General features: G+C 32.8%; 20 protein-coding genes. 7 read left to right on the top strand and 13 right to left on the bottom strand.

Annotation, left to right across the window (positions count from 1 at the left end; all coding sequences use genetic code 11):
* The first annotated feature begins 89 nt into the window (after positions 1-89).
* Positions 90-2,324 (top strand): polyribonucleotide nucleotidyltransferase, encoded by a 2,235-nt coding sequence (locus ICJ84_RS13045; RefSeq protein ID WP_188216854.1) that lies wholly within the window; start codon positions 90-92, stop codon positions 2,322-2,324.
* A gap of 77 nt (positions 2,325-2,401) precedes the next feature.
* Here ICJ84_RS13045 and ICJ84_RS13040 read toward each other — a convergent pair whose 3' ends face one another.
* The 9 genes from ICJ84_RS13040 to ICJ84_RS13005 form a co-directional block, all read right to left on the bottom strand.
* The gene (locus ICJ84_RS13040; RefSeq protein ID WP_188216853.1) at positions 2,402-2,809 is read right to left on the bottom strand and encodes a hypothetical protein; all 408 of its coding nucleotides are present in this window, start codon (positions 2,807-2,809) and stop codon (positions 2,402-2,404) included.
* An 18-nt stretch (positions 2,810-2,827) separates the two neighbouring features.
* Entirely contained in the window at positions 2,828-3,271 is a 444-nt protein-coding gene (locus tag ICJ84_RS13035; RefSeq protein WP_188216852.1) for a hypothetical protein, read from the bottom strand.
* A 14-nt stretch (positions 3,272-3,285) separates the two neighbouring features.
* On the bottom strand, positions 3,286-3,687 hold the full coding sequence (locus ICJ84_RS13030; protein WP_188216851.1) for a hypothetical protein: 402 nt from the start codon (positions 3,685-3,687) through the stop codon (positions 3,286-3,288).
* 117 nt (positions 3,688-3,804) lie between these two features.
* Complete coding sequence (locus ICJ84_RS13025; protein WP_188216850.1) at positions 3,805-4,152, bottom strand: NAD-dependent epimerase/dehydratase family protein; 348 nt, start codon at positions 4,150-4,152, stop codon at positions 3,805-3,807.
* 73 nt (positions 4,153-4,225) lie between these two features.
* Positions 4,226-5,017, bottom strand: coding sequence for an SDR family NAD(P)-dependent oxidoreductase (locus ICJ84_RS13020; RefSeq protein ID WP_188216849.1), 792 nt, complete (start codon positions 5,015-5,017; stop codon positions 4,226-4,228).
* A complete protein-coding gene (locus tag ICJ84_RS13015) occupies positions 5,014-6,000 on the bottom strand; it encodes an NAD-dependent epimerase/dehydratase family protein (protein WP_188216848.1) in 987 nt (328 codons plus the stop codon). The genes ICJ84_RS13020 and ICJ84_RS13015 overlap by 4 nt, the downstream gene beginning before the upstream one ends.
* Complete coding sequence (locus ICJ84_RS17125) at positions 5,997-6,674, bottom strand: CPBP family intramembrane glutamic endopeptidase (protein WP_394367626.1); 678 nt, start codon at positions 6,672-6,674, stop codon at positions 5,997-5,999. The genes ICJ84_RS13015 and ICJ84_RS17125 overlap by 4 nt, the downstream gene beginning before the upstream one ends.
* Positions 6,671-7,363, bottom strand: coding sequence for a DUF6134 family protein (locus tag ICJ84_RS13010; RefSeq protein WP_188216847.1), 693 nt, complete (start codon positions 7,361-7,363; stop codon positions 6,671-6,673). The genes ICJ84_RS17125 and ICJ84_RS13010 overlap by 4 nt, the downstream gene beginning before the upstream one ends.
* 125 nt (positions 7,364-7,488) lie before the next feature.
* Positions 7,489-8,631 carry a helix-turn-helix domain-containing protein gene (locus ICJ84_RS13005; RefSeq protein ID WP_188216846.1) on the bottom strand — a complete coding sequence of 381 codons (1,143 nt, stop codon included), beginning with the start codon at positions 8,629-8,631 and terminating at the stop codon, positions 7,489-7,491.
* A 618-nt stretch (positions 8,632-9,249) separates the two neighbouring features.
* Between ICJ84_RS13005 and ICJ84_RS13000 the strand changes: the two genes are divergently transcribed.
* The 4 genes from ICJ84_RS13000 (at position 9,250) to rpe (ending at position 12,548) form a co-directional block, all read left to right on the top strand.
* The gene (locus ICJ84_RS13000; RefSeq protein ID WP_188216845.1) at positions 9,250-10,248 is read left to right on the top strand and encodes a hypothetical protein; all 999 of its coding nucleotides are present in this window, start codon (positions 9,250-9,252) and stop codon (positions 10,246-10,248) included.
* Positions 10,249-10,313: 65 nt separating this feature from the next.
* Complete coding sequence (locus tag ICJ84_RS12995; protein WP_188216844.1) at positions 10,314-10,688, top strand: hypothetical protein; 375 nt, start codon at positions 10,314-10,316, stop codon at positions 10,686-10,688.
* A 164-nt stretch (positions 10,689-10,852) separates the two neighbouring features.
* Complete coding sequence (locus tag ICJ84_RS12990) at positions 10,853-11,716, top strand: sigma-70 family RNA polymerase sigma factor (RefSeq protein ID WP_042497104.1); 864 nt, start codon at positions 10,853-10,855, stop codon at positions 11,714-11,716.
* 169 nt (positions 11,717-11,885) lie between these two features.
* Positions 11,886-12,548 (top strand): ribulose-phosphate 3-epimerase, encoded by a 663-nt coding sequence (rpe, locus tag ICJ84_RS12985; protein ID WP_188216843.1) that lies wholly within the window; start codon positions 11,886-11,888, stop codon positions 12,546-12,548.
* Here the strand turns inward: rpe and ICJ84_RS12980 are convergent.
* Together ICJ84_RS12980 and ICJ84_RS12975 are read right to left on the bottom strand one after the other, a co-directional pair.
* Positions 12,545-12,961, bottom strand: coding sequence for a CBS domain-containing protein (locus ICJ84_RS12980; RefSeq protein ID WP_241748762.1), 417 nt, complete (start codon positions 12,959-12,961; stop codon positions 12,545-12,547). The two genes, rpe and ICJ84_RS12980, sit on opposite strands and share 4 nt — an antisense overlap.
* Positions 12,962-13,018: 57 nt before the next feature.
* A complete protein-coding gene (locus ICJ84_RS12975) occupies positions 13,019-13,438 on the bottom strand; it encodes a CBS domain-containing protein (RefSeq protein WP_188216842.1) in 420 nt (139 codons plus the stop codon).
* 249 nt (positions 13,439-13,687) lie between these two features.
* Between ICJ84_RS12975 and ICJ84_RS12970 the strand changes: the two genes are divergently transcribed.
* The gene (locus ICJ84_RS12970; RefSeq protein ID WP_188216841.1) at positions 13,688-14,251 is read left to right on the top strand and encodes a CHRD domain-containing protein; all 564 of its coding nucleotides are present in this window, start codon (positions 13,688-13,690) and stop codon (positions 14,249-14,251) included.
* A 56-nt stretch (positions 14,252-14,307) separates the two neighbouring features.
* On the opposite strand, the gene ICJ84_RS12965 is transcribed toward ICJ84_RS12970, so the two are convergent.
* Together ICJ84_RS12965 and ICJ84_RS12960 are read right to left on the bottom strand one after the other, a co-directional pair.
* The gene (locus ICJ84_RS12965; protein ID WP_241748761.1) at positions 14,308-15,159 is read right to left on the bottom strand and encodes a zinc-dependent peptidase; all 852 of its coding nucleotides are present in this window, start codon (positions 15,157-15,159) and stop codon (positions 14,308-14,310) included.
* A 301-nt stretch (positions 15,160-15,460) separates the two neighbouring features.
* Positions 15,461-15,910, bottom strand: a complete 450-nt coding sequence (locus tag ICJ84_RS12960) for an Hsp20/alpha crystallin family protein (RefSeq protein WP_188216839.1) — start codon at positions 15,908-15,910, stop codon at positions 15,461-15,463.
* 206 nt (positions 15,911-16,116) lie between these two features.
* On the opposite strand from ICJ84_RS12960, the gene deoD reads away from it, so the two are divergent.
* Positions 16,117-16,815 carry a purine-nucleoside phosphorylase gene (gene deoD, locus ICJ84_RS12955; RefSeq protein ID WP_188216838.1) on the top strand — a complete coding sequence of 233 codons (699 nt, stop codon included), beginning with the start codon at positions 16,117-16,119 and terminating at the stop codon, positions 16,813-16,815.
* Positions 16,816-17,007 lie beyond the last annotated feature (192 nt).

Here is a 17,007-nt window from a genome sequence, read left to right as displayed (position 1 = left end):
GAAGCTAATTACAGTTTTTCATTGGTCAAACACACAACAACTACACACAACAACACAACGACCATTGTTTAATTAGAATTAAAAAATTTATGATTCCAAAAACATTTAAAGAGGTTATAAACCTTGGTGATGGCAGAGAAATCTCTATCGAAACCGGAAAATTAGCAAAGCAAGCGCATGGTAGCGTTGTGGTACAATCTGGAAACTGTATGTTATTATGTACCGTAGTTTCAAACTATCAATCTTCTGATGTAGATTTTTTACCATTAACAGTTGATTACCGTGAAAAATTTGCTGCTGCCGGTCGTTACCCAGGTGGATTCTTCAAAAGAGAAGCAAGACCTAGTGACGGAGAGGTTCTAACTATGCGTTTAGTAGACCGTGTGTTACGCCCTTTATTCCCAAAAGATTATCACAGCGAAACTCAAATCATGATTCAATTAATGTCTCACGATCCTGAAGTTATGCCTGATGCTTTGGCTGGATTAGCTGCTTCTGCCGCTATTCAATTAAGTGACATTCCTTTCGAAACTCCAATTTCTGAAGTTAGAGTTGGTCGTATTAATGGTGAATTTATCATTAACCCGTCTTTAGCCCAGTTAGAAGAAAGTGATATCGATATGGTTATCGGCGCGTCTTCAGACTCTGTTATGATGGTTGAAGGTGAGATGAAAGAGATCTCTGAAGAAGAAATGACCGAAGCGATTAAGTTTGCTCACGAAGCCATTAAAGTACAATGTGAGGCACAGCTTAAATTAGCTGAAGCTTTCGGTAAAAAAGAAACTCGTGAGTACGAACCAGAACGCGCTGACGAAACATTAGCTAAAAAGATTCACGATATGGCATACGACAAAGTGTATGCTGTTGCAAAAGCAGGATCTTCTAAACACGAAAGAGGCGCTGCATTCGCTGCTATTAAAGAAGAAATTATCGCTACTTTCTCTGAAGAAGAGCAAGAAGAATACGGTGATTTAATTTCAAAATACTACAGCAAAGCTGAAAAGAATGCTGTTAGAGATTTAACATTAAACGAAGGTTTACGTTTAGACGGACGTAAAACTACAGATATCAGACCAATCTGGTGTGAAGTTAATTATTTACCTTCAACACACGGATCATCAATCTTTACACGTGGTGAAACACAAGCACTAGCAACAGTTACATTAGGTACTTCCAGAGAAGCTAATATGATTGATATGCCTTCTCAGGAAACTGAAGAGCGTTTCTACTTACACTACAACTTCCCTCCTTTCTCAACAGGAGAGGCGCGTCCAATTCGTGGAACGTCTCGTCGTGAGGTAGGACACGGAAACTTGGCACAACGTGCCCTGAAAGGCATGATTCCTGCAGATTGCCCATACACTGTTCGTGTTGTTTCTGAAATTTTAGAATCTAACGGTTCATCATCTATGGCAACTGTTTGTGCTGGTACTATGGCTCTAATGGATGCCGGTGTACAAATGGTAAAACCAGTTTCAGGAATTGCCATGGGATTAATTACTGATACCGAAACAGGTAAATACGCCGTATTATCAGATATTTTAGGAGATGAAGACCACTTAGGTGATATGGACTTTAAAGTAACAGGTACTGCTGATGGTATTACAGCTTGTCAAATGGATATTAAAGTAAAAGGATTATCTTATGAAATTCTTGTACAAGCTTTAAAACAAGCACGTGATGGTCGTTTACACATCTTAGGAAAAATCACTGATACAATCGCTACACCTAACGATAGTGTTAAAGCTCATGCTCCTAAAATGGTTACTACAACTATTCCTAATCAGTTTATCGGAGCCTTAATTGGTCCTGGTGGAAAAGTAATTCAAGAATTACAAAAAGAAACCAAAACTACCATCGTTATTAACGAAGATCCGGTTACTGAAGAAGGTATTGTTGAAATTTTAGGTACAGACCAAAACGGTATTGACGCTGTTTTAGCTAAAATTGATTCATTAATGTTTAAGCCTCAAGTTGGCGAAGTTTACGAAGTAAAAGTTGTAAAAATGTTAGACTTCGGAGCGGTTGTAGAATATACAAAAGCACCAGGAAACGAAGTTTTATTACACGTAAGCGAATTAGCTTGGGAGCGTACTGAAAACGTATCAGACGTTGTTAACATGGGAGATATATTTGAAGTGAAATACTTTGGTACAGATCCTAAAACACGTAAAGAAAAAGTATCTCGTAAAGCGATTTTACCAAAACCAGAAGGTTATGTAGCTCGTCCACCAAGAGACAATAATAACAAAGGTGGAAACAGAGACAACCGTGATCGCGATAACCGTCGTGATGACAGAAAATCTAGAGAGAACAGAGATTAATTCTTAATCGACTCACGAATACAAAAAAAGCTTACCTAAAAACCGGTAAGCTTTTTTTTATTATAACTTATTATCGATTATAAACTACCTTCAAAAGACAACAATTTATCTGATTTCCATTCAAAACTTGGTTTTAAAATATAATAAACAGGAACAGCTATAACTATTGGCACAAGTATAGATACTAAAGTGGACTTTGCTTTATCCTTTATATTCACTTTCTCAATGTTATCCTCGTTTATCATTACCTTCAAAATTTTTCCTCTTTTCTTTTTTACGCCATAATATTTACCATCTTCATAATCTATTCTTTTAAATTTAATTACATGGTTTTGGTTCGTTACAACTCTTGTTTTAAGATTACTTTTATAAGCCTTTTCTAAATTAACTGGAGCTGCTCGATAAACTGTACACGATTGAACAAGGAGAAATAACATCAAAATGGATCCTATCTTTTTCTTCAAATATTTTTTTATAACACCCATAATTCATTTGATTAAATATTAATCTGAAAAAATTAAAGTATAAGATTTACTTGTTGATTTAACACCGCACAAACTAATACCATTTTCGTCATCTGTTTCATATGCTACAGCACTGACACTAACCTCAAGTATAAAACTTCCTGTTTCTAGTGTTACGCCTTCAAACACTAAAAAACGACCATCCTGGCTTTCCTCAATACCTTCGGGTAATCGTCCTTTTACATAAAAAGTATAATCATAACCATCGTCATCAGAATCATTGTTAACTGAAGCCCTGATTTCATCATAATAGTATTGCTTGGCATATCCTCTTTTTAATTGTTTATCTTGTAGTTCGGCACTCTTTTTTATAATACAATCCGTAAAATCTATACTTTCACAGCTTATAAACAAAACACACAACAGAATTGACACCAGCTTTAAAACCATGCAATTCGGATGTATTATTCCAAAACACTTCATAAATAGTTCGTTAATTAAAAAACATAACTCAGAGATATTTTTACCAGATAATTATCTGGTTTAACCACATCAAAACTCCTAAACCTCAACATACCTAAGTTACAAATTCCTTTTAACTTTAAGTCACTGTTTATCTTATGCTTTATACCTAAATTCAACCCAAAATCGAAATAATTATAAAACTGATTGAAGTTAGCTACACCTTCGATATATTTAAATGATTTTTCAAACAAACCTCCAAACTGAGGTTCGGCACAAAACTTAAAGCTTTCATTAATTGTGATTTCTGAATTAAATTTTACTTGTTGCTTAAATAGACTATTTAATCGCATTTCAGGAAATACTATTTGTTCCTTTTGTGCATTACAATGAGCAGACAATACAAAAACCAATATAAAATGCTGAAATATTTTCATGACTACTCGTTTATAGATTAAATAATTAATTGTTCTGTAAAACTATAATCCGCTAACCTTTTGTATGTCCTGAATGATATATTGAAGAAAAAGTCGGACAATCTTTTGAGATCTTCTTTAATTAAGATCAATAATCATTTCGCAGGACTTACTTGTATTATATTCTCTACAAACGGTAGGTTCAGGATAATATGGAACTACATCCAAAAATACTTTAAACTTAAATGTACCTGTCTCGTTAAGAACACCTTCAAACAAAATGGTTCTTCCTTCAAAAATTATTTCAGGGTCCTCTGGCAGTTCCCCTTCTATCAATTTTAAATTTTGATGTTCCCATCCTTTAAACCTACTCTTCGATCTTACCAAACCAACTACCTGATACCAGTATGTTAATAATTCAAGAATTGTATTAGTTCCTAATAATCCACTTGCTCCTGTTACCAAAACTGTAATTCCATTTAACATCACTAAAATTTCAGATTAGGCTACACTTCATATCTTCCTCAAAAAAGCCATCAATAAAAACATTTATCTTAATCTAGGTCGAGGCCGGCAATTTATTAATCTCTCTTTCCGCGAGTTTATCTTTTATAATTTCGGGCAATAACTTATCTAAAATCATAAGACATTTATTTATAAACCCCGGCACCACCATAGTTTTTCTTTTAAGTAAAGCATCTACGGCAATGGTCGCCGCATCTTCAGGATTCAATACCGATTGTCGTGTAATCCAACCCATCAATCTGTTTTGATAACACAATCTTGTGGTGGTATTTAAGCCCCCCGGACAGATGATTGTCACCGACACACCATCTTGCTTCAGTTCTTTGGCTAAACTCCTTGAAAAGGATGTTAAATATGCCTTAGTCCCTCCATACACTTGTTTCTTTGGCAAGGCAAAAAAACTAGCCATACTGCTTATATTTAATATGCCTGAAGGAGCGTTATTTCTGAGATTATTCAATAATAACTTTGTGAGCAAGGTTGGTGTGGTAACGTTAACCTCGATCTGTTTTAAAATATAGTTATCATCTAATTCTGTAAAAAAACCACGACTTAAAACTCCTGCATTATTTACCAAATATTTTATAGATAAATTATTGTTTTCTAAATAACTAGAAATCTTATAGCTGCTTTCTATTGAACTTAAATCTAATTCTAAATAATGTACATCTACAATAAGAATTTGCTTTATAAATATAGATAGCTCTGATAACCCTGAATTTGGTAATGCAACCAAAACAAGGTTCATGTTTCTTTGTGCAAATTCTAAAGCCATTGCCTTTCCAAAACCTTGACTTGCTCCTGTTATTAATGCATATGGTTTCATGACACTAGTTTTAATGTTTTTATAGTTTGGTTCAACCCTTTTTCTAAAGACGTTGCTTTGTATTTTAAATCTTTTCTGGCTTTATCTGACATGGAACTTCGATTCACAAACAATGCATCTAAAACGCTCGGTGTTAATCCCCCAGGCCATCCCAAAGTAGTTCTGAAAACATTACCTAATACCACCCCTAATTTCACCAGACTATAGTTGAATTTTATAATCCTGATTTTACTATTTGTAAGTCGCTTTATTTTTTGGAATAACACATTGTAACTAATATTGTCTCCGCCTATTATATATCTTTCATTACTTACGTCAAGCCTCATCACTTTAATATGAGCTTTAACAACATCCTTTATATAAACATAATTGCACATAACCTCGGTTCTGTCTGGCACAAACAGGATGTCTTTTTTTGCCATGAGTTCTATTAACCGACTTACTCCATTTGAAAATGTTTTAATACCGGGTCCGTATACCTTTGACACATTCAAAATAACATATGGCAACCCGCGTTTTGAATAGGCTAAAATCTTCTCTTCTGCCATACTTTTGGTCAGTTCATAATCATTTGAATACGATGCTAACCGAGGTTGCTTTTCAGTTATAGGTATATCTTTATAAGACGGACCATAAACCGACAAAGTACTTGTAAACACAAATTTTTTAACCCCTTGTTCTAATGAAGCTTCTAATAAATGCTCAGTTCCAACGACATTAGCCTGATAAAAATTGTGAATGTTTTTACAAGTCAAATTGGTAAAAGCTGCCGTATGAAACACATAATCACAACCTTTAATTGCTTCTTCAATAGAAGACTTTTCACAAAGATCCCCCTCAAAAACCATGATATTTTTGTGAGTAGGCACTTTAAAGGAATGGATATCCCTGCATAAAGCATGCACAACAACATCCTTACTGGCTAAGGACATTGCCAATTGATGACCTATATATCCTGTTGCTCCTGTAACTAATACTTTCATGACTCCGATTTATTTTTTAAGGTTAATTGATAGAAAATAGAAATCTCGTAAACGGCCGATAGCGTTAAGTGTAAAATAAAAGGGTACCAAATACTATCGGTATAAAAGGCAAGCAAGCATAATACTATTCCGAAAGGAATAGCCCCAAGCATTTCCTTTTTTGAATCAAAAAAATGAATAAGCACATAGAACACTGTCACACAACAGATTGCTAGCCACAAGCTAGAAAACTCTAAAAAAAAGAAAAGCATAATACCTCTGAAAAAGAATTCGTAACACAATAAAAAGACAAAGCGAACTACGAAGTAATACCCAGCTTCTCTAAAGTGATAAAAACAAACTGAATCTGCTTCTAAAATTTCTGACTCGTTTCGAACTCCCAAACATGCGATATACACACAAAAAAACACCAGAAATAGAAAGATTATTAATAAGTGTAACCTAAGTATTTCAATATTAAAAACTAAAAACCTTAAATCAGGAATAAGCACAAAAGGCAAAATGCCAAAAAATATAATCCCTAATAAGTGCTTTAAATTCAACAACCGTAAACCATTGGTCACCTGCAAGGCAGCTATAAGATTATTCAAGTTAAGCTTTTTAAACACCCTGCTAATTATAAAATATGCCAAAAAGCCAATAACCAATACCCATATGACAACATCTAAATTCATGACGACACTGGTATTAAAGACACGCTAAACATTTTACTCACAGCATCAATTTTTATGCATTGTCCATTTTTATAGTGAAACACATTGTATTTGCCTTTTTCAAAATCAACTCTGTAGCTTCCTGGGTTAATTGATTTTACAACTACTTCCTGCTTTAAATTATCGCAGTATATTTTTCGAACTGTTTTAGGTTCGTTGAAATATAACGTGATTAAATTCTGAGTCAATTCATCCAGTTCTAAAAACTGTTTTTTATTATCATAAAACAAGGTATATCGACCAGACTCGCGTAATAATTTATGATTTGCTTTCACCTTGCCGTTTACTTTTCGATATACCGACGAATAGATTAAAATGCCATTTCTATAAATCGTTTTTTCATTACATAAAACACTGATGTTAACAAGAAACTTTGCTTCAACATGACTTTTTAAAACATAAGTTGTAACATTACTTTCAACCTGTTTTTTAATGTTTATAAAGCCAATGGTTGTGTTATTTTTTACAATTTTATAGGATATGGCTTCTGAAGTGTTTACCATACTATACCCAAAAGAAGAACTTACTATAAAGAAGAATAAAAAAGACTTGATTTTAAGTACAATATCCCTAAACTTATTAAAATCGGTTGAAGCATCTGAACCATACTTCATTCGTCGTATGAGATATAAAATTAATGCTGGTATCATGACTCTTAAATTTTAGATTAATAATTCTAATCGTAAAATTAAGAGAGCCTTTTACATTCTCTATCCAATAAATTCTATACCGTACATATTGGGATGTCCAAAGATAATTTCGGACATAAAATTATCTAAAACTGGTTTCTGTAAATGGTTGGAGTAACCGAAGTGAATTTTTTAAATGCTGAATAAAAGGTAGATTTTGAATTGAAACCGCATTCTAAACCAATAGCCACAATGGTGTATTCGCTGAACTCATCGTTAGATAAGAACTTTTTAGCCTGTTTTACACGCAATGAATTAATAAAATCTGAAAAATTATAATCGCTGTAGGAATTGATTAATTTTGAAAAATAGCTTTTACTCATTCCTAAATCTGAAGCCACCGACTCCATACTTAACAATGGGTCGAGATAGAGCTTTCCTTTTACAATATGAGTTTTTATTTTTTCAAAATCGGCTTGATGTTTTTCATTAAAAAAATCGTCATTCAAACCTGAATTCTGATTTTTTTGATCATCATCAATCAAGGCCATATCTGTTTCAATAGAACTCCTCAAAGAAATTCGATCACGAACCACATTATACTTAAAAAAACCTTGGTAACATATCCAGTAAATTAACAAAGAAGAACTTAACCTTAAAAACTTATAAGCTTCTTCATTTCCTGTAAACCCTTTAACAATAACGGCAATAACCCAGAATGCAATAACTATAACTCCTAGTTTTATAAACCACTTTAACCAATTTAAATCATCAAATGAACTGATGTAAAAAAGTAAATGATGCCTTTTATAAATAATTAAACAAGTGGTTACAAACAAAAATATACAGTAAATAAGATTGATTATTTCCTCAATCTTAGTGTAGAATTCTATTAATGTATCATCCCTGTCTGGAATCGAATGATAAACATAAGATATCAGACAAAGTCTGATAATAATTTCTAAAACAAAAATACCTGTGGTAACTTTAATAAAATCGTTTACCTTATCTTGAATCTTCAAGAAATGCGTTGTAAAAGCATAAAACATCGGAAAAATCAGTACGTACCATGGCACTTCAAGTTCTTGAATTAAAAATAATTCACAGATATAACCATTGTCAATAAGCCAGCGCTGCAGATTATTCAGGGAAATAAAAAGTACAGTGAAATTTAAAAAGATTATGGCCTTGTTAAATTTTTTCTTTACCAAAAGGGTCACCAAATTAAAACCAAAGCCTTGTACAACTCCAGCAATAAGAAAAAAATTTATAACAGATTTAAAATCCATAACCCAATACTTAAAAGACTTCTAAACCAATTAATTAATGGTTATCAAATGCATATTTGATAAAAAATAATAACTAAGATAACAAAAAAGCCTGTTTAACACTTAATTAAAGTTAGACTTATACAACATTACAATCTCTGATTATCAAACCCACACAAATGATTATAAATAATCTAAAAATTTCAATAAAAGGGAAGGATTTTTAAATTGTAAACGGAATACTCTGACGTGTCAAATCAATACTGGTAAGTTACTTTACGATTTTCACTGCTCTCTCTGCATTCCTTTTTAATTATTATATAATACAAATATGCATCTAAAACGCTATTAATTAAATGTAAACAGTGATTAAATTTTGGTTTCAACTTTAACATAACCTTTCTTTTTTAGCTGACAAAGACATTTTTCATAATTCCTGACAATACTTTCTGTAATTCTAATCGGTAACATGCTTTTCATGAAAACAAACATTATCCGCTCATTATTCACATATTAGCCTATATAGATATAAAATTATGCGATATATTTCACAAAACATTTATACTTTTAGCGTTAAATTCATTTATTTTTTGTAATTTTTACAAGACCTAACGCCAACCTACTTGCAATTTTTAAAAAATGCAAGAACTATTCATTCAATCTTTAAAAAACAAAACCAATAATACCAATTCTTTCGTTAATGAAATTGCAGAGATACTTGATATTGGTTACGATGCTGCGTACAGACGAATAAACCTGAAAACAAGTTTAACTTTAGATGAAAGTGTAAAACTTGCCAAACACTTTAATATTTCTTTAAACAAACTCTTTGAAATAGGAAATAAAAACTCCATCGTTACCGAACTATCCCCTCCAATAAACGATGTTAAAGGGCTTGAACATTGGATTCGAGAATCTACAAAACATGTAATTACTGTAAAAAAAATAAAAAACGCTCAATTTATTTATTCCAGTAAAGACATTCCAATATTTCATACCCTCACAGACTCGCTTCTCACGAGATACAAAATGTATGTCTGGCTCAAGGATTTAAACGTAGAAATGGCAAAAAGTAAAATTTCGTTTGATGACTGGGTACAAACCATCCCTAAATCTTTACTAACAAGTGCTTTTGATTTAGGAGAAATTTATAAACACACAAACATAATAGAACTTTGGAGCGACAATACTGTTAACGGTTCTATTCAGCAGGTCTTATATTATTTTGAGGCTGGACTAGTATCTAAAGAATATGCCTTACAAATTTGCGACGACATTAGAGATGTTATCAATCATGTTGAAGATAAAACCATCAACCAAAGTATAGGGGTACAAAATTCCTCAAACTCATTTATGTTATATAAATGTGATTTACAAACACTTTCTAACACCATAATGGTAATAACTCCGTACGGCAAAATATTCTTTTCTCCTTTTACTGTATTGAGTTATTTTAAAGTGGAACACAAGGAAACCTGCGAAATGATGTACGAGTTTTTGCAAAAACTAATGTCAAACTCTAAATTATTAACAACAACAGGAGAAAGAGACAGAACCATATTTTTTAAGAAAGTTCACCAAAAAATTTCCATTGCAAAAGAACGCATCAATATGGGAGATAAAATGACTTACATTTAACTAAAAATTCGTTAAACCTCTAACTTTATTTTCATTTAACTCTCATTTTCATTATCTTACGGATTATGATTTACGAAGACAAAGCAAAATATTCAGACATTCTAAAAGATTCCATTCAGTATTTAGAGAACCACGGTTTTGAACACATCAAAGCCGATATTGACGGCTACGAAACCCCAAAATCCTACACCAAAGCCGGTAGCAACATATCTATCACACCAGATGTAGTAGCTACTAAAGAGGGGCGAAAGTATTATTTCGATATTAGTTTAAAATCTGAAAAACCTAATTTATTAAAATCTAAATGGATTTTTCTAAACACCTTAAGTGCAATGAAATCGTCGAGGTTTAGGTTAATTACTGCACGAGGTCATTATGCATTCACTCAGGAAATGCTAGACTCCATAAACCTCAACAATAAAAATTTAATTAAACTTTAATTGGCTGAACCTGCTTAAACCATGTGACTTGCATATAGGTTGAGTGTCTTAAAAAGCGGACAAAAAAAAGAATTTAATAATTTTTGTAACATTTTTTTGTCTTTTTACGTATAACTATATACAAAAGTAATATTCATATAATTATTCACAGGAGCACTTTTTAAATGAGACAACTTAAAATTACGAAGCAGGTTACCAACAGAGAAACAGCTTCGCTAGATAAGTATTTACAAGAAATTGGTAAAGTTGACTTAATTACAGCCGACGAAGAAGTAGAATTAGCACAACGCATTAAAGCTGGAGATCAGGTAGCTTTAGAAAAATTAACTAAAGCTAATTTACGTTTCGTTGTATCGGTAGCTAAACAATACCAAAACCAAGGTTTAACCCTTCCCGATTTAATTAACGAAGGTAACCTAGGATTAATTAAAGCCGCTCAGCGTTTCGATGAAACTCGTGGTTTTAAATTCATCTCATATGCTGTTTGGTGGATTCGTCAATCCATTTTACAAGCATTAGCAGAGCAGTCACGTATTGTGCGTTTACCGCTTAACAAAATTGGTTCTATTAATAAAATTAATAAAACCTTCGCGTTCTTAGAACAAAGCCATGAGCGTCCACCAAGTGCGGAAGAGATTGCTAAAGAGTTAGACATGACCATTAACGATGTTAAAGAGTCTATGAAAAACTCAGGTCGTCACGTAAGTATGGATGCGCCTTTAGTTGAAGGTGAAGATTCTAACTTATACGATGTTTTAAACAGTGGTGAGTCGCCAAACCCAGACAGAGAATTATTACACGAATCGCTTCGTACCGAGATTGAACGTGCTCTAGAAACTTTAACGCCTCGTGAAGCCGACGTAATTCGCCTGTATTTTGGTTTAGGAAACCAACACCCAATGACACTTGAGGAAATTGGAGAAACCTTCGATTTAACTCGTGAGCGTGTTAGACAAATTAAAGAAAAAGCTATTCGTAGATTAAAACATACGTCTAGAAGTAAAATATTAAAAACATATTTAGGTTAGTAAACTTTTTACGACTAAATAACCGTAACAACAGTTACAACATAACTGTTCGTTTTTTGATTGATGAAAGAACCCCCGGCTGATTACCGGGGGTTTATTTTATGCAATATTTAACCTTTTAATGATAAGCCTTTTCTATATTTGCAAAAAATTTACAAAAACACACAACATGAGTTCTAAATTAATTGCCCCATCATTACTAGCTGCAGATTTTGCTAACCTTCAACGCGATATCGAAATGGTTAATCAAAGTGATGCCGATTGGTTTCATATAGACATTATGGATGGTGTTTTTGTTCCTAACATTTCTTTTGGTATGCCTGTTTTAGAAGCCATAGGCAGACATGCTAAAAAAACTTTGGATGTACATTTAATGATCGTAGATCCTGACCGTTATATTAAAACTTTTGCCGATTTAGGCAGTGATGTTTTAACTGTGCACTACGAAGCTTGTACTCATTTACACCGTACAATTCAGGCTATAAAAGCAGAAGGCATGAAAGCAGGTGTATCGTTAAACCCGCATACTAACGTTAACCTTTTGGAAGACACGATTAATGATATCGATTTAGTATTAATTATGAGTGTTAACCCTGGTTTTGGTGGACAAAGTTTTATTGAAAACACATACGAAAAAGTAAAACAATTGAAAGCTTTAATCGAGCGCAAAGAAGCTTCTACCATCATTGAAATTGATGGTGGCGTAACCAACAAAAATGCAAAAGCACTTGTAGATGCCGGTGCCGATGTTTTAGTTGCTGGTAGTTACGTATTTAAAAGTGATAACCCTATTGAAACGATTAAAGACTTAAGAGGAATTGCTAACTCTTAAAAGTTTTTCACATAAAATCTCAACAAGTCTCTTGTTGTAACAATACCTATTAACATACCTTCCTCTACAACAGGCAAGGCATGAAACGAACTGGTTGACAAAATAGTAGCAGCCTCTTTTATAGAGGTGTCTGGTGTTATGGTTACTACACGTTTAGTCATGACCTGTTCTATGGTATAACTATTATAAACTACGGTATTAATATCGTGTTCATCATTGGTAGCTTCTGCTAAACTTATTTTTTGAAGATCTGTAAAACTTAGCATACCAATTACAACATCTTTACACACAACCGGAATATGTTTAATTCGATATTGATTAAACAAGGCCTCGGCACGTTCTAAATCGTCGGTTCTATTCAGCGCTACGACATTTTGAGTCATAATATCTGAAACAGGAATTAAAGCATTCATAGTTTATTGGTTTTAAATGACATATAAAAAAAGGTTAGTTTAAGTTCAGAGTATTTATCAAAAATGATTTAATAAATACTTTATAAGATCGGTTGTTGTAACAATCCCTACTAGTCTATTACTATCTACAACCGGCAACGCATGAAATTCATGTTCTGTAAATATCTCAGCAACTTCTTTTATTGTACTTGTAGAGGATACGGTCAATACATTTTTGGTCATTACCTGTTTAACTTTAAACATTTTATATACCAAAATATCTGTATCATCGTCCTGATTCTCTGCTAAATCAGCAAAACTAAGTCTCAGTAAATCACTGTAGCTTAACATACCTTTCACATAAAAACCAGAAACCACCGGTATATGTCTAATGTGGTTGGCTTTAAAAAGGTGCTCCGCAATGTCTAAATTATCATTCTCTTTTAATGTAATAACAGGTGTTGTCATTATCATCGAAACTGGTGTTGTACGTATCATCTTCTTTACTGTTTTACTTAATAAAGTTAATAAAGAACACCCTTTTGTTTCATGACAAATGTCATGTCCACTAAAAAAGGGGATTAATTCCTCAACTACAGGGCGTAAAAAAAAACGGTTGTCGATTAATTTTCGTAGAACAAAAAAATTTCATTAACTTAATAGATATCTAACTCATTTAGTGACACATACTAAACTTCCCCAGATTTTATGTTTTAGCTGGTAAAACTAAATACTAAATAACTTATTATGAAAACAACTAATTATTTTACGAAAAGTAAAGTTTTACTTTTTGCAATGACCTTTATTCTGTACTCCTGCTCGAACGACCCCATCACTATTTCGGAAAACAGCTCTATCAGCCTTTCAGAAATTAATAGTAAAATGACTATTAAAAAGCATACTGACACAAGTAAAAAACTACACTTTACAACAACCTTGAAAGCTAACAATGAAACCTCTCCAAACGACTCGAAGGCTGTTGGTCAAGCCATAGTTGACATCAATAAAGAGGAGAATATGATTCATTATAAACTTATTGTGGCTAATATTGAAAATGTGACCATGTCTCACTTTCACCTAGGGGAAGCCGGTACAAATGGAGGAATTGTCGTTTGGCTCTATGATAATAGAAATGGACAACCTTCTGGTGTTTCAAACGGTGTTTTAGCTGAAGGAGATATTATTGAATCAGATATAACAGGAAACCTATCAACTATGTCTGAGCTTATCGAAGCCATTAGAACTGGGCTCATATACGTAAATGTACACACACAACAAATTGGCTCAGGAGAAATAAGAGGTCAACTCTAATTATTTCTAAAAATCAGCACTCCTGTATTTAGCATGCGGTGCTGATTTTTAACACCTTAATAATTGGCTATTCTAAAATTTAGCATTTGCTTCACTTTTACATACACCTCCGGAAATTGCCTTTTAAATTCTAATGGAGTTTCAATAAAATTTTCAATAACTACAGCTAAAAATTCAAACTGGTTGGTAAATGCATATTTCCTAAAGTATCCCGAGGTCATTAAACGCGTTCGCAAGGCTTCATCATTTACCAACAAATCAGATAATTCTTTAAATGTATCACTAAAAATGGTCGAACTTACATCACGTTCTTTTATACTATTAATATGAATGGCATGAGTTAACTCGTGAATACCCAAATTCAAATTATCTTGATTAGTTTTATAACCTTCTTTAAAATCTTCCCACGACACCACCAAAGTCTCCAATTTTGGATTAAACTCACCTTTATGGTAGGCTTCATTCGTTTTAGAATAAAACTTACTAGGATATACTACAATTTTAGAAATAAGACCAATGTAGAAATCTCTGAAACCAAAAGTTAGCATAATGGCTGTGGCTGAAATAAGCACTTTAATTTCATCGTTAATCTCTACACCTGCTCTGCCAATAAACTCTTTATCTTCGATAAAGCAAAACACACGATGCTCAAAATAGCGTTTAGACTTTTCAGGCAACTTATTATAAAAGGTAAATTGCTTTTCCAGAATTAATTTCTGACTCTTATTTAAACGTTTTAGATAAAGATATACATGATTGTACATAGGTTTTCGGTAACGCATTACATAAGCCATTTCAATCATTTTAAAGATATAATTAAAAATGATAGCTGTAAGAGCTACTAATAAAAATCCGAGTAGCACAATGCTACCTATTTCCATATCTTTTGCTAGAATCAGATTTAACATAAAATGACTAATATATTTGGGTTACTAATGGATAAACTTAGTTAAAAAAAGGGTTGTTTTTTAAACATTTTTTAAAAACCTGTTATAAAGACCAAGTAAAAAGCCTCGCTGCGAACAGCAAGGCTAAAAAAAAAAAAAAATTGCTATTTGTTAAAAAACTCTTCCTCTCCTTAACAAATAGATGAGATTATACTGCGTATTTAATTTTAGAAGTCCTTTCCCATATGTTATGGTATTAATTCAACAATGTGATTTTAAAAAGTTAAGCAGAAAGCCCGAAGGCTTTCTACCGTTTAATGCTTTAATTAATTTCTACTACCTTTTTAGGAATCTCATTTACAGGTTCTTTTTTTAAAAGATTTAATTTAAGAATGCCATTTTTGTAAGTTGCATCAATTTCTTTGTTTACGTCAACAGATTCTGGAAGTCTTAAAGAGCGTTTAAATGAATTATAACTAAACTCTTTACGTGTAAAGTCATCTTCTTTCTCTTCTTTTTCCATGTGTTTTTCACCACTTACATACAAGACATTGTCTTCAATAGTCACTTCAAAATCTTTTTTATTGAATCCCGGGGCGGCGAATTCAATTTCAAAATCGGTATGATGTTCTTTTACGTTCATAGCGGGCATCAAGCCTTCTTCTGCAAAAAAATCTGAATTAAAAAAGTCATCAGAGCTTAAAAAGCTCTTTAAGTCAAGATTATTCCAAGGAAATAATCTGTTTCGGTTGTTAAACTTTGTGAGTGACATGACCATTAATTTTGATTATTAATTTACTTTTCTAAAAATAACATATATCACCACCTTATAATATGATAAATATCAGTTACCACATATTTATTAAGATAATCTTCAATCTGATCTTCATTAAAACCTAGCTTTCTGAATATTGTCAGCTTTTGGTTAAGCGATAATTGTTAACTTTAAAGATCATTACAATTTAATCTTTATTAAGAATGAGTGTTCATATTGAAGCTGAAAAAGGAGCCATTGCAGAGACCGTTTTATTACCTGGAGACCCTCTCCGTGCCCAATGGATTGCCAATACCTTTTTAGATGATGTTGTTTGCTATAATCAGGTTCGTGGCATGCTTGGTTTTACAGGATATTACAAAGGGAAACGTATATCGGTTCAAGCCAGTGGTATGGGTGTACCTTCTGCTTTAATTTATTACCATGAACTCATTAATGATTACAGTGTTAAAAACCTGATACGCGTTGGAACAGCCGGTTCTTACCAAAAGCATGTAAAACTAAAAGATGTTATTATTGCCATGGCTGCTTCATCAACCTCAGCTATTAACAGCTCTAAATTCGGTCATTACACTTATGCGCCTACAGCCAGTTATAATCTATTTGAAAAAGCTGTTGATTACGCGAAATCAAAGAATATTCCTATTCATGCCGGAAATGTATTAACAGCCGATGTGTTTTATGATGATAACCCGGAGTTTTATAAAACCTGGGCCGATTACGGTGTACTTTGTGTAGAGATGGAAACCGCAGGACTTTATTCGATTGCGGCAAAACATAAAGTGAATGCACTGTCTATTTTAACCATTTCCGACTCATTAGTATCGGAAGAAACAACAAGTACTAAAGACCGTGAAAGTACGTTTGACAACATGGTTAATATTGCGCTGAATATTGTTTAAACAAAAACGCCACATAATTCCTTAGAATTACATAGCGTTTTAGTGACCGCGAAGGGATTCGAATTTGTGAATACTTAAAAAATCGAATTTACTAAACCCCAACAAAAAAAACACCAAAACACCAATAAAACAAGAGCTTAATAACCATTAAAACATTTCAAATTCATTCAAAATTATTCATAAAAAACTTAA

It is taken from the genome of Aestuariibaculum suncheonense (assembly GCF_014596935.1).
GTDB classification, from domain to species: domain Bacteria; phylum Bacteroidota; class Bacteroidia; order Flavobacteriales; family Flavobacteriaceae; genus Aestuariibaculum; species Aestuariibaculum suncheonense.
The sequence above is the reverse complement of the archived record's forward strand: the minus strand, read 5'-3'. Positions and strand labels throughout refer to the sequence as shown.

Bases quoted from the DNA above. Each gene is read 5' to 3' on its own strand.
- ICJ84_RS12970 (WP_188216841.1), top strand. From the start codon at position 13,688: ATGAAAACAACTAATTATTTTACGAAAAGTAAAGTTTTACTTTTTGCA.
- ICJ84_RS13030 (WP_188216851.1), bottom strand. From the start codon at position 3,687: ATGAAAATATTTCAGCATTTTATATTGGTTTTTGTATTGTCTGCTCAT.
- ICJ84_RS17125 (WP_394367626.1), bottom strand. From the start codon at position 6,674: ATGAATTTAGATGTTGTCATATGGGTATTGGTTATTGGCTTTTTGGCA.
- ICJ84_RS13040 (WP_188216853.1), bottom strand. From the start codon at position 2,809: ATGGGTGTTATAAAAAAATATTTGAAGAAAAAGATAGGATCCATTTTG.
- ICJ84_RS13020 (WP_188216849.1), bottom strand. From the start codon at position 5,017: ATGAAACCATATGCATTAATAACAGGAGCAAGTCAAGGTTTTGGAAAG.
- ICJ84_RS12960 (WP_188216839.1), bottom strand. From the start codon at position 15,910: ATGTCACTCACAAAGTTTAACAACCGAAACAGATTATTTCCTTGGAAT.
- ICJ84_RS13000 (WP_188216845.1), top strand. From the start codon at position 9,250: ATGCAAGAACTATTCATTCAATCTTTAAAAAACAAAACCAATAATACC.
- ICJ84_RS12990 (WP_042497104.1), top strand. From the start codon at position 10,853: ATGAGACAACTTAAAATTACGAAGCAGGTTACCAACAGAGAAACAGCT.
- ICJ84_RS13010 (WP_188216847.1), bottom strand. From the start codon at position 7,363: ATGATACCAGCATTAATTTTATATCTCATACGACGAATGAAGTATGGT.
- deoD (WP_188216838.1), top strand. From the start codon at position 16,117: ATGAGTGTTCATATTGAAGCTGAAAAAGGAGCCATTGCAGAGACCGTT.
- ICJ84_RS13005 (WP_188216846.1), bottom strand. From the start codon at position 8,631: ATGGATTTTAAATCTGTTATAAATTTTTTTCTTATTGCTGGAGTTGTA.
- ICJ84_RS13035 (WP_188216852.1), bottom strand. From the start codon at position 3,271: ATGAAGTGTTTTGGAATAATACATCCGAATTGCATGGTTTTAAAGCTG.
- ICJ84_RS12965 (WP_241748761.1), bottom strand. From the start codon at position 15,159: ATGTTAAATCTGATTCTAGCAAAAGATATGGAAATAGGTAGCATTGTG.
- ICJ84_RS13025 (WP_188216850.1), bottom strand. From the start codon at position 4,152: ATGTTAAATGGAATTACAGTTTTGGTAACAGGAGCAAGTGGATTATTA.
- ICJ84_RS12980 (WP_241748762.1), bottom strand. From the start codon at position 12,961: ATGAATGCTTTAATTCCTGTTTCAGATATTATGACTCAAAATGTCGTA.
- ICJ84_RS13015 (WP_188216848.1), bottom strand. From the start codon at position 6,000: ATGAAAGTATTAGTTACAGGAGCAACAGGATATATAGGTCATCAATTG.
- ICJ84_RS12975 (WP_188216842.1), bottom strand. From the start codon at position 13,438: ATGATACGTACAACACCAGTTTCGATGATAATGACAACACCTGTTATT.
- rpe (WP_188216843.1), top strand. From the start codon at position 11,886: ATGAGTTCTAAATTAATTGCCCCATCATTACTAGCTGCAGATTTTGCT.
- ICJ84_RS13045 (WP_188216854.1), top strand. From the start codon at position 90: ATGATTCCAAAAACATTTAAAGAGGTTATAAACCTTGGTGATGGCAGA.
- ICJ84_RS12995 (WP_188216844.1), top strand. From the start codon at position 10,314: ATGATTTACGAAGACAAAGCAAAATATTCAGACATTCTAAAAGATTCC.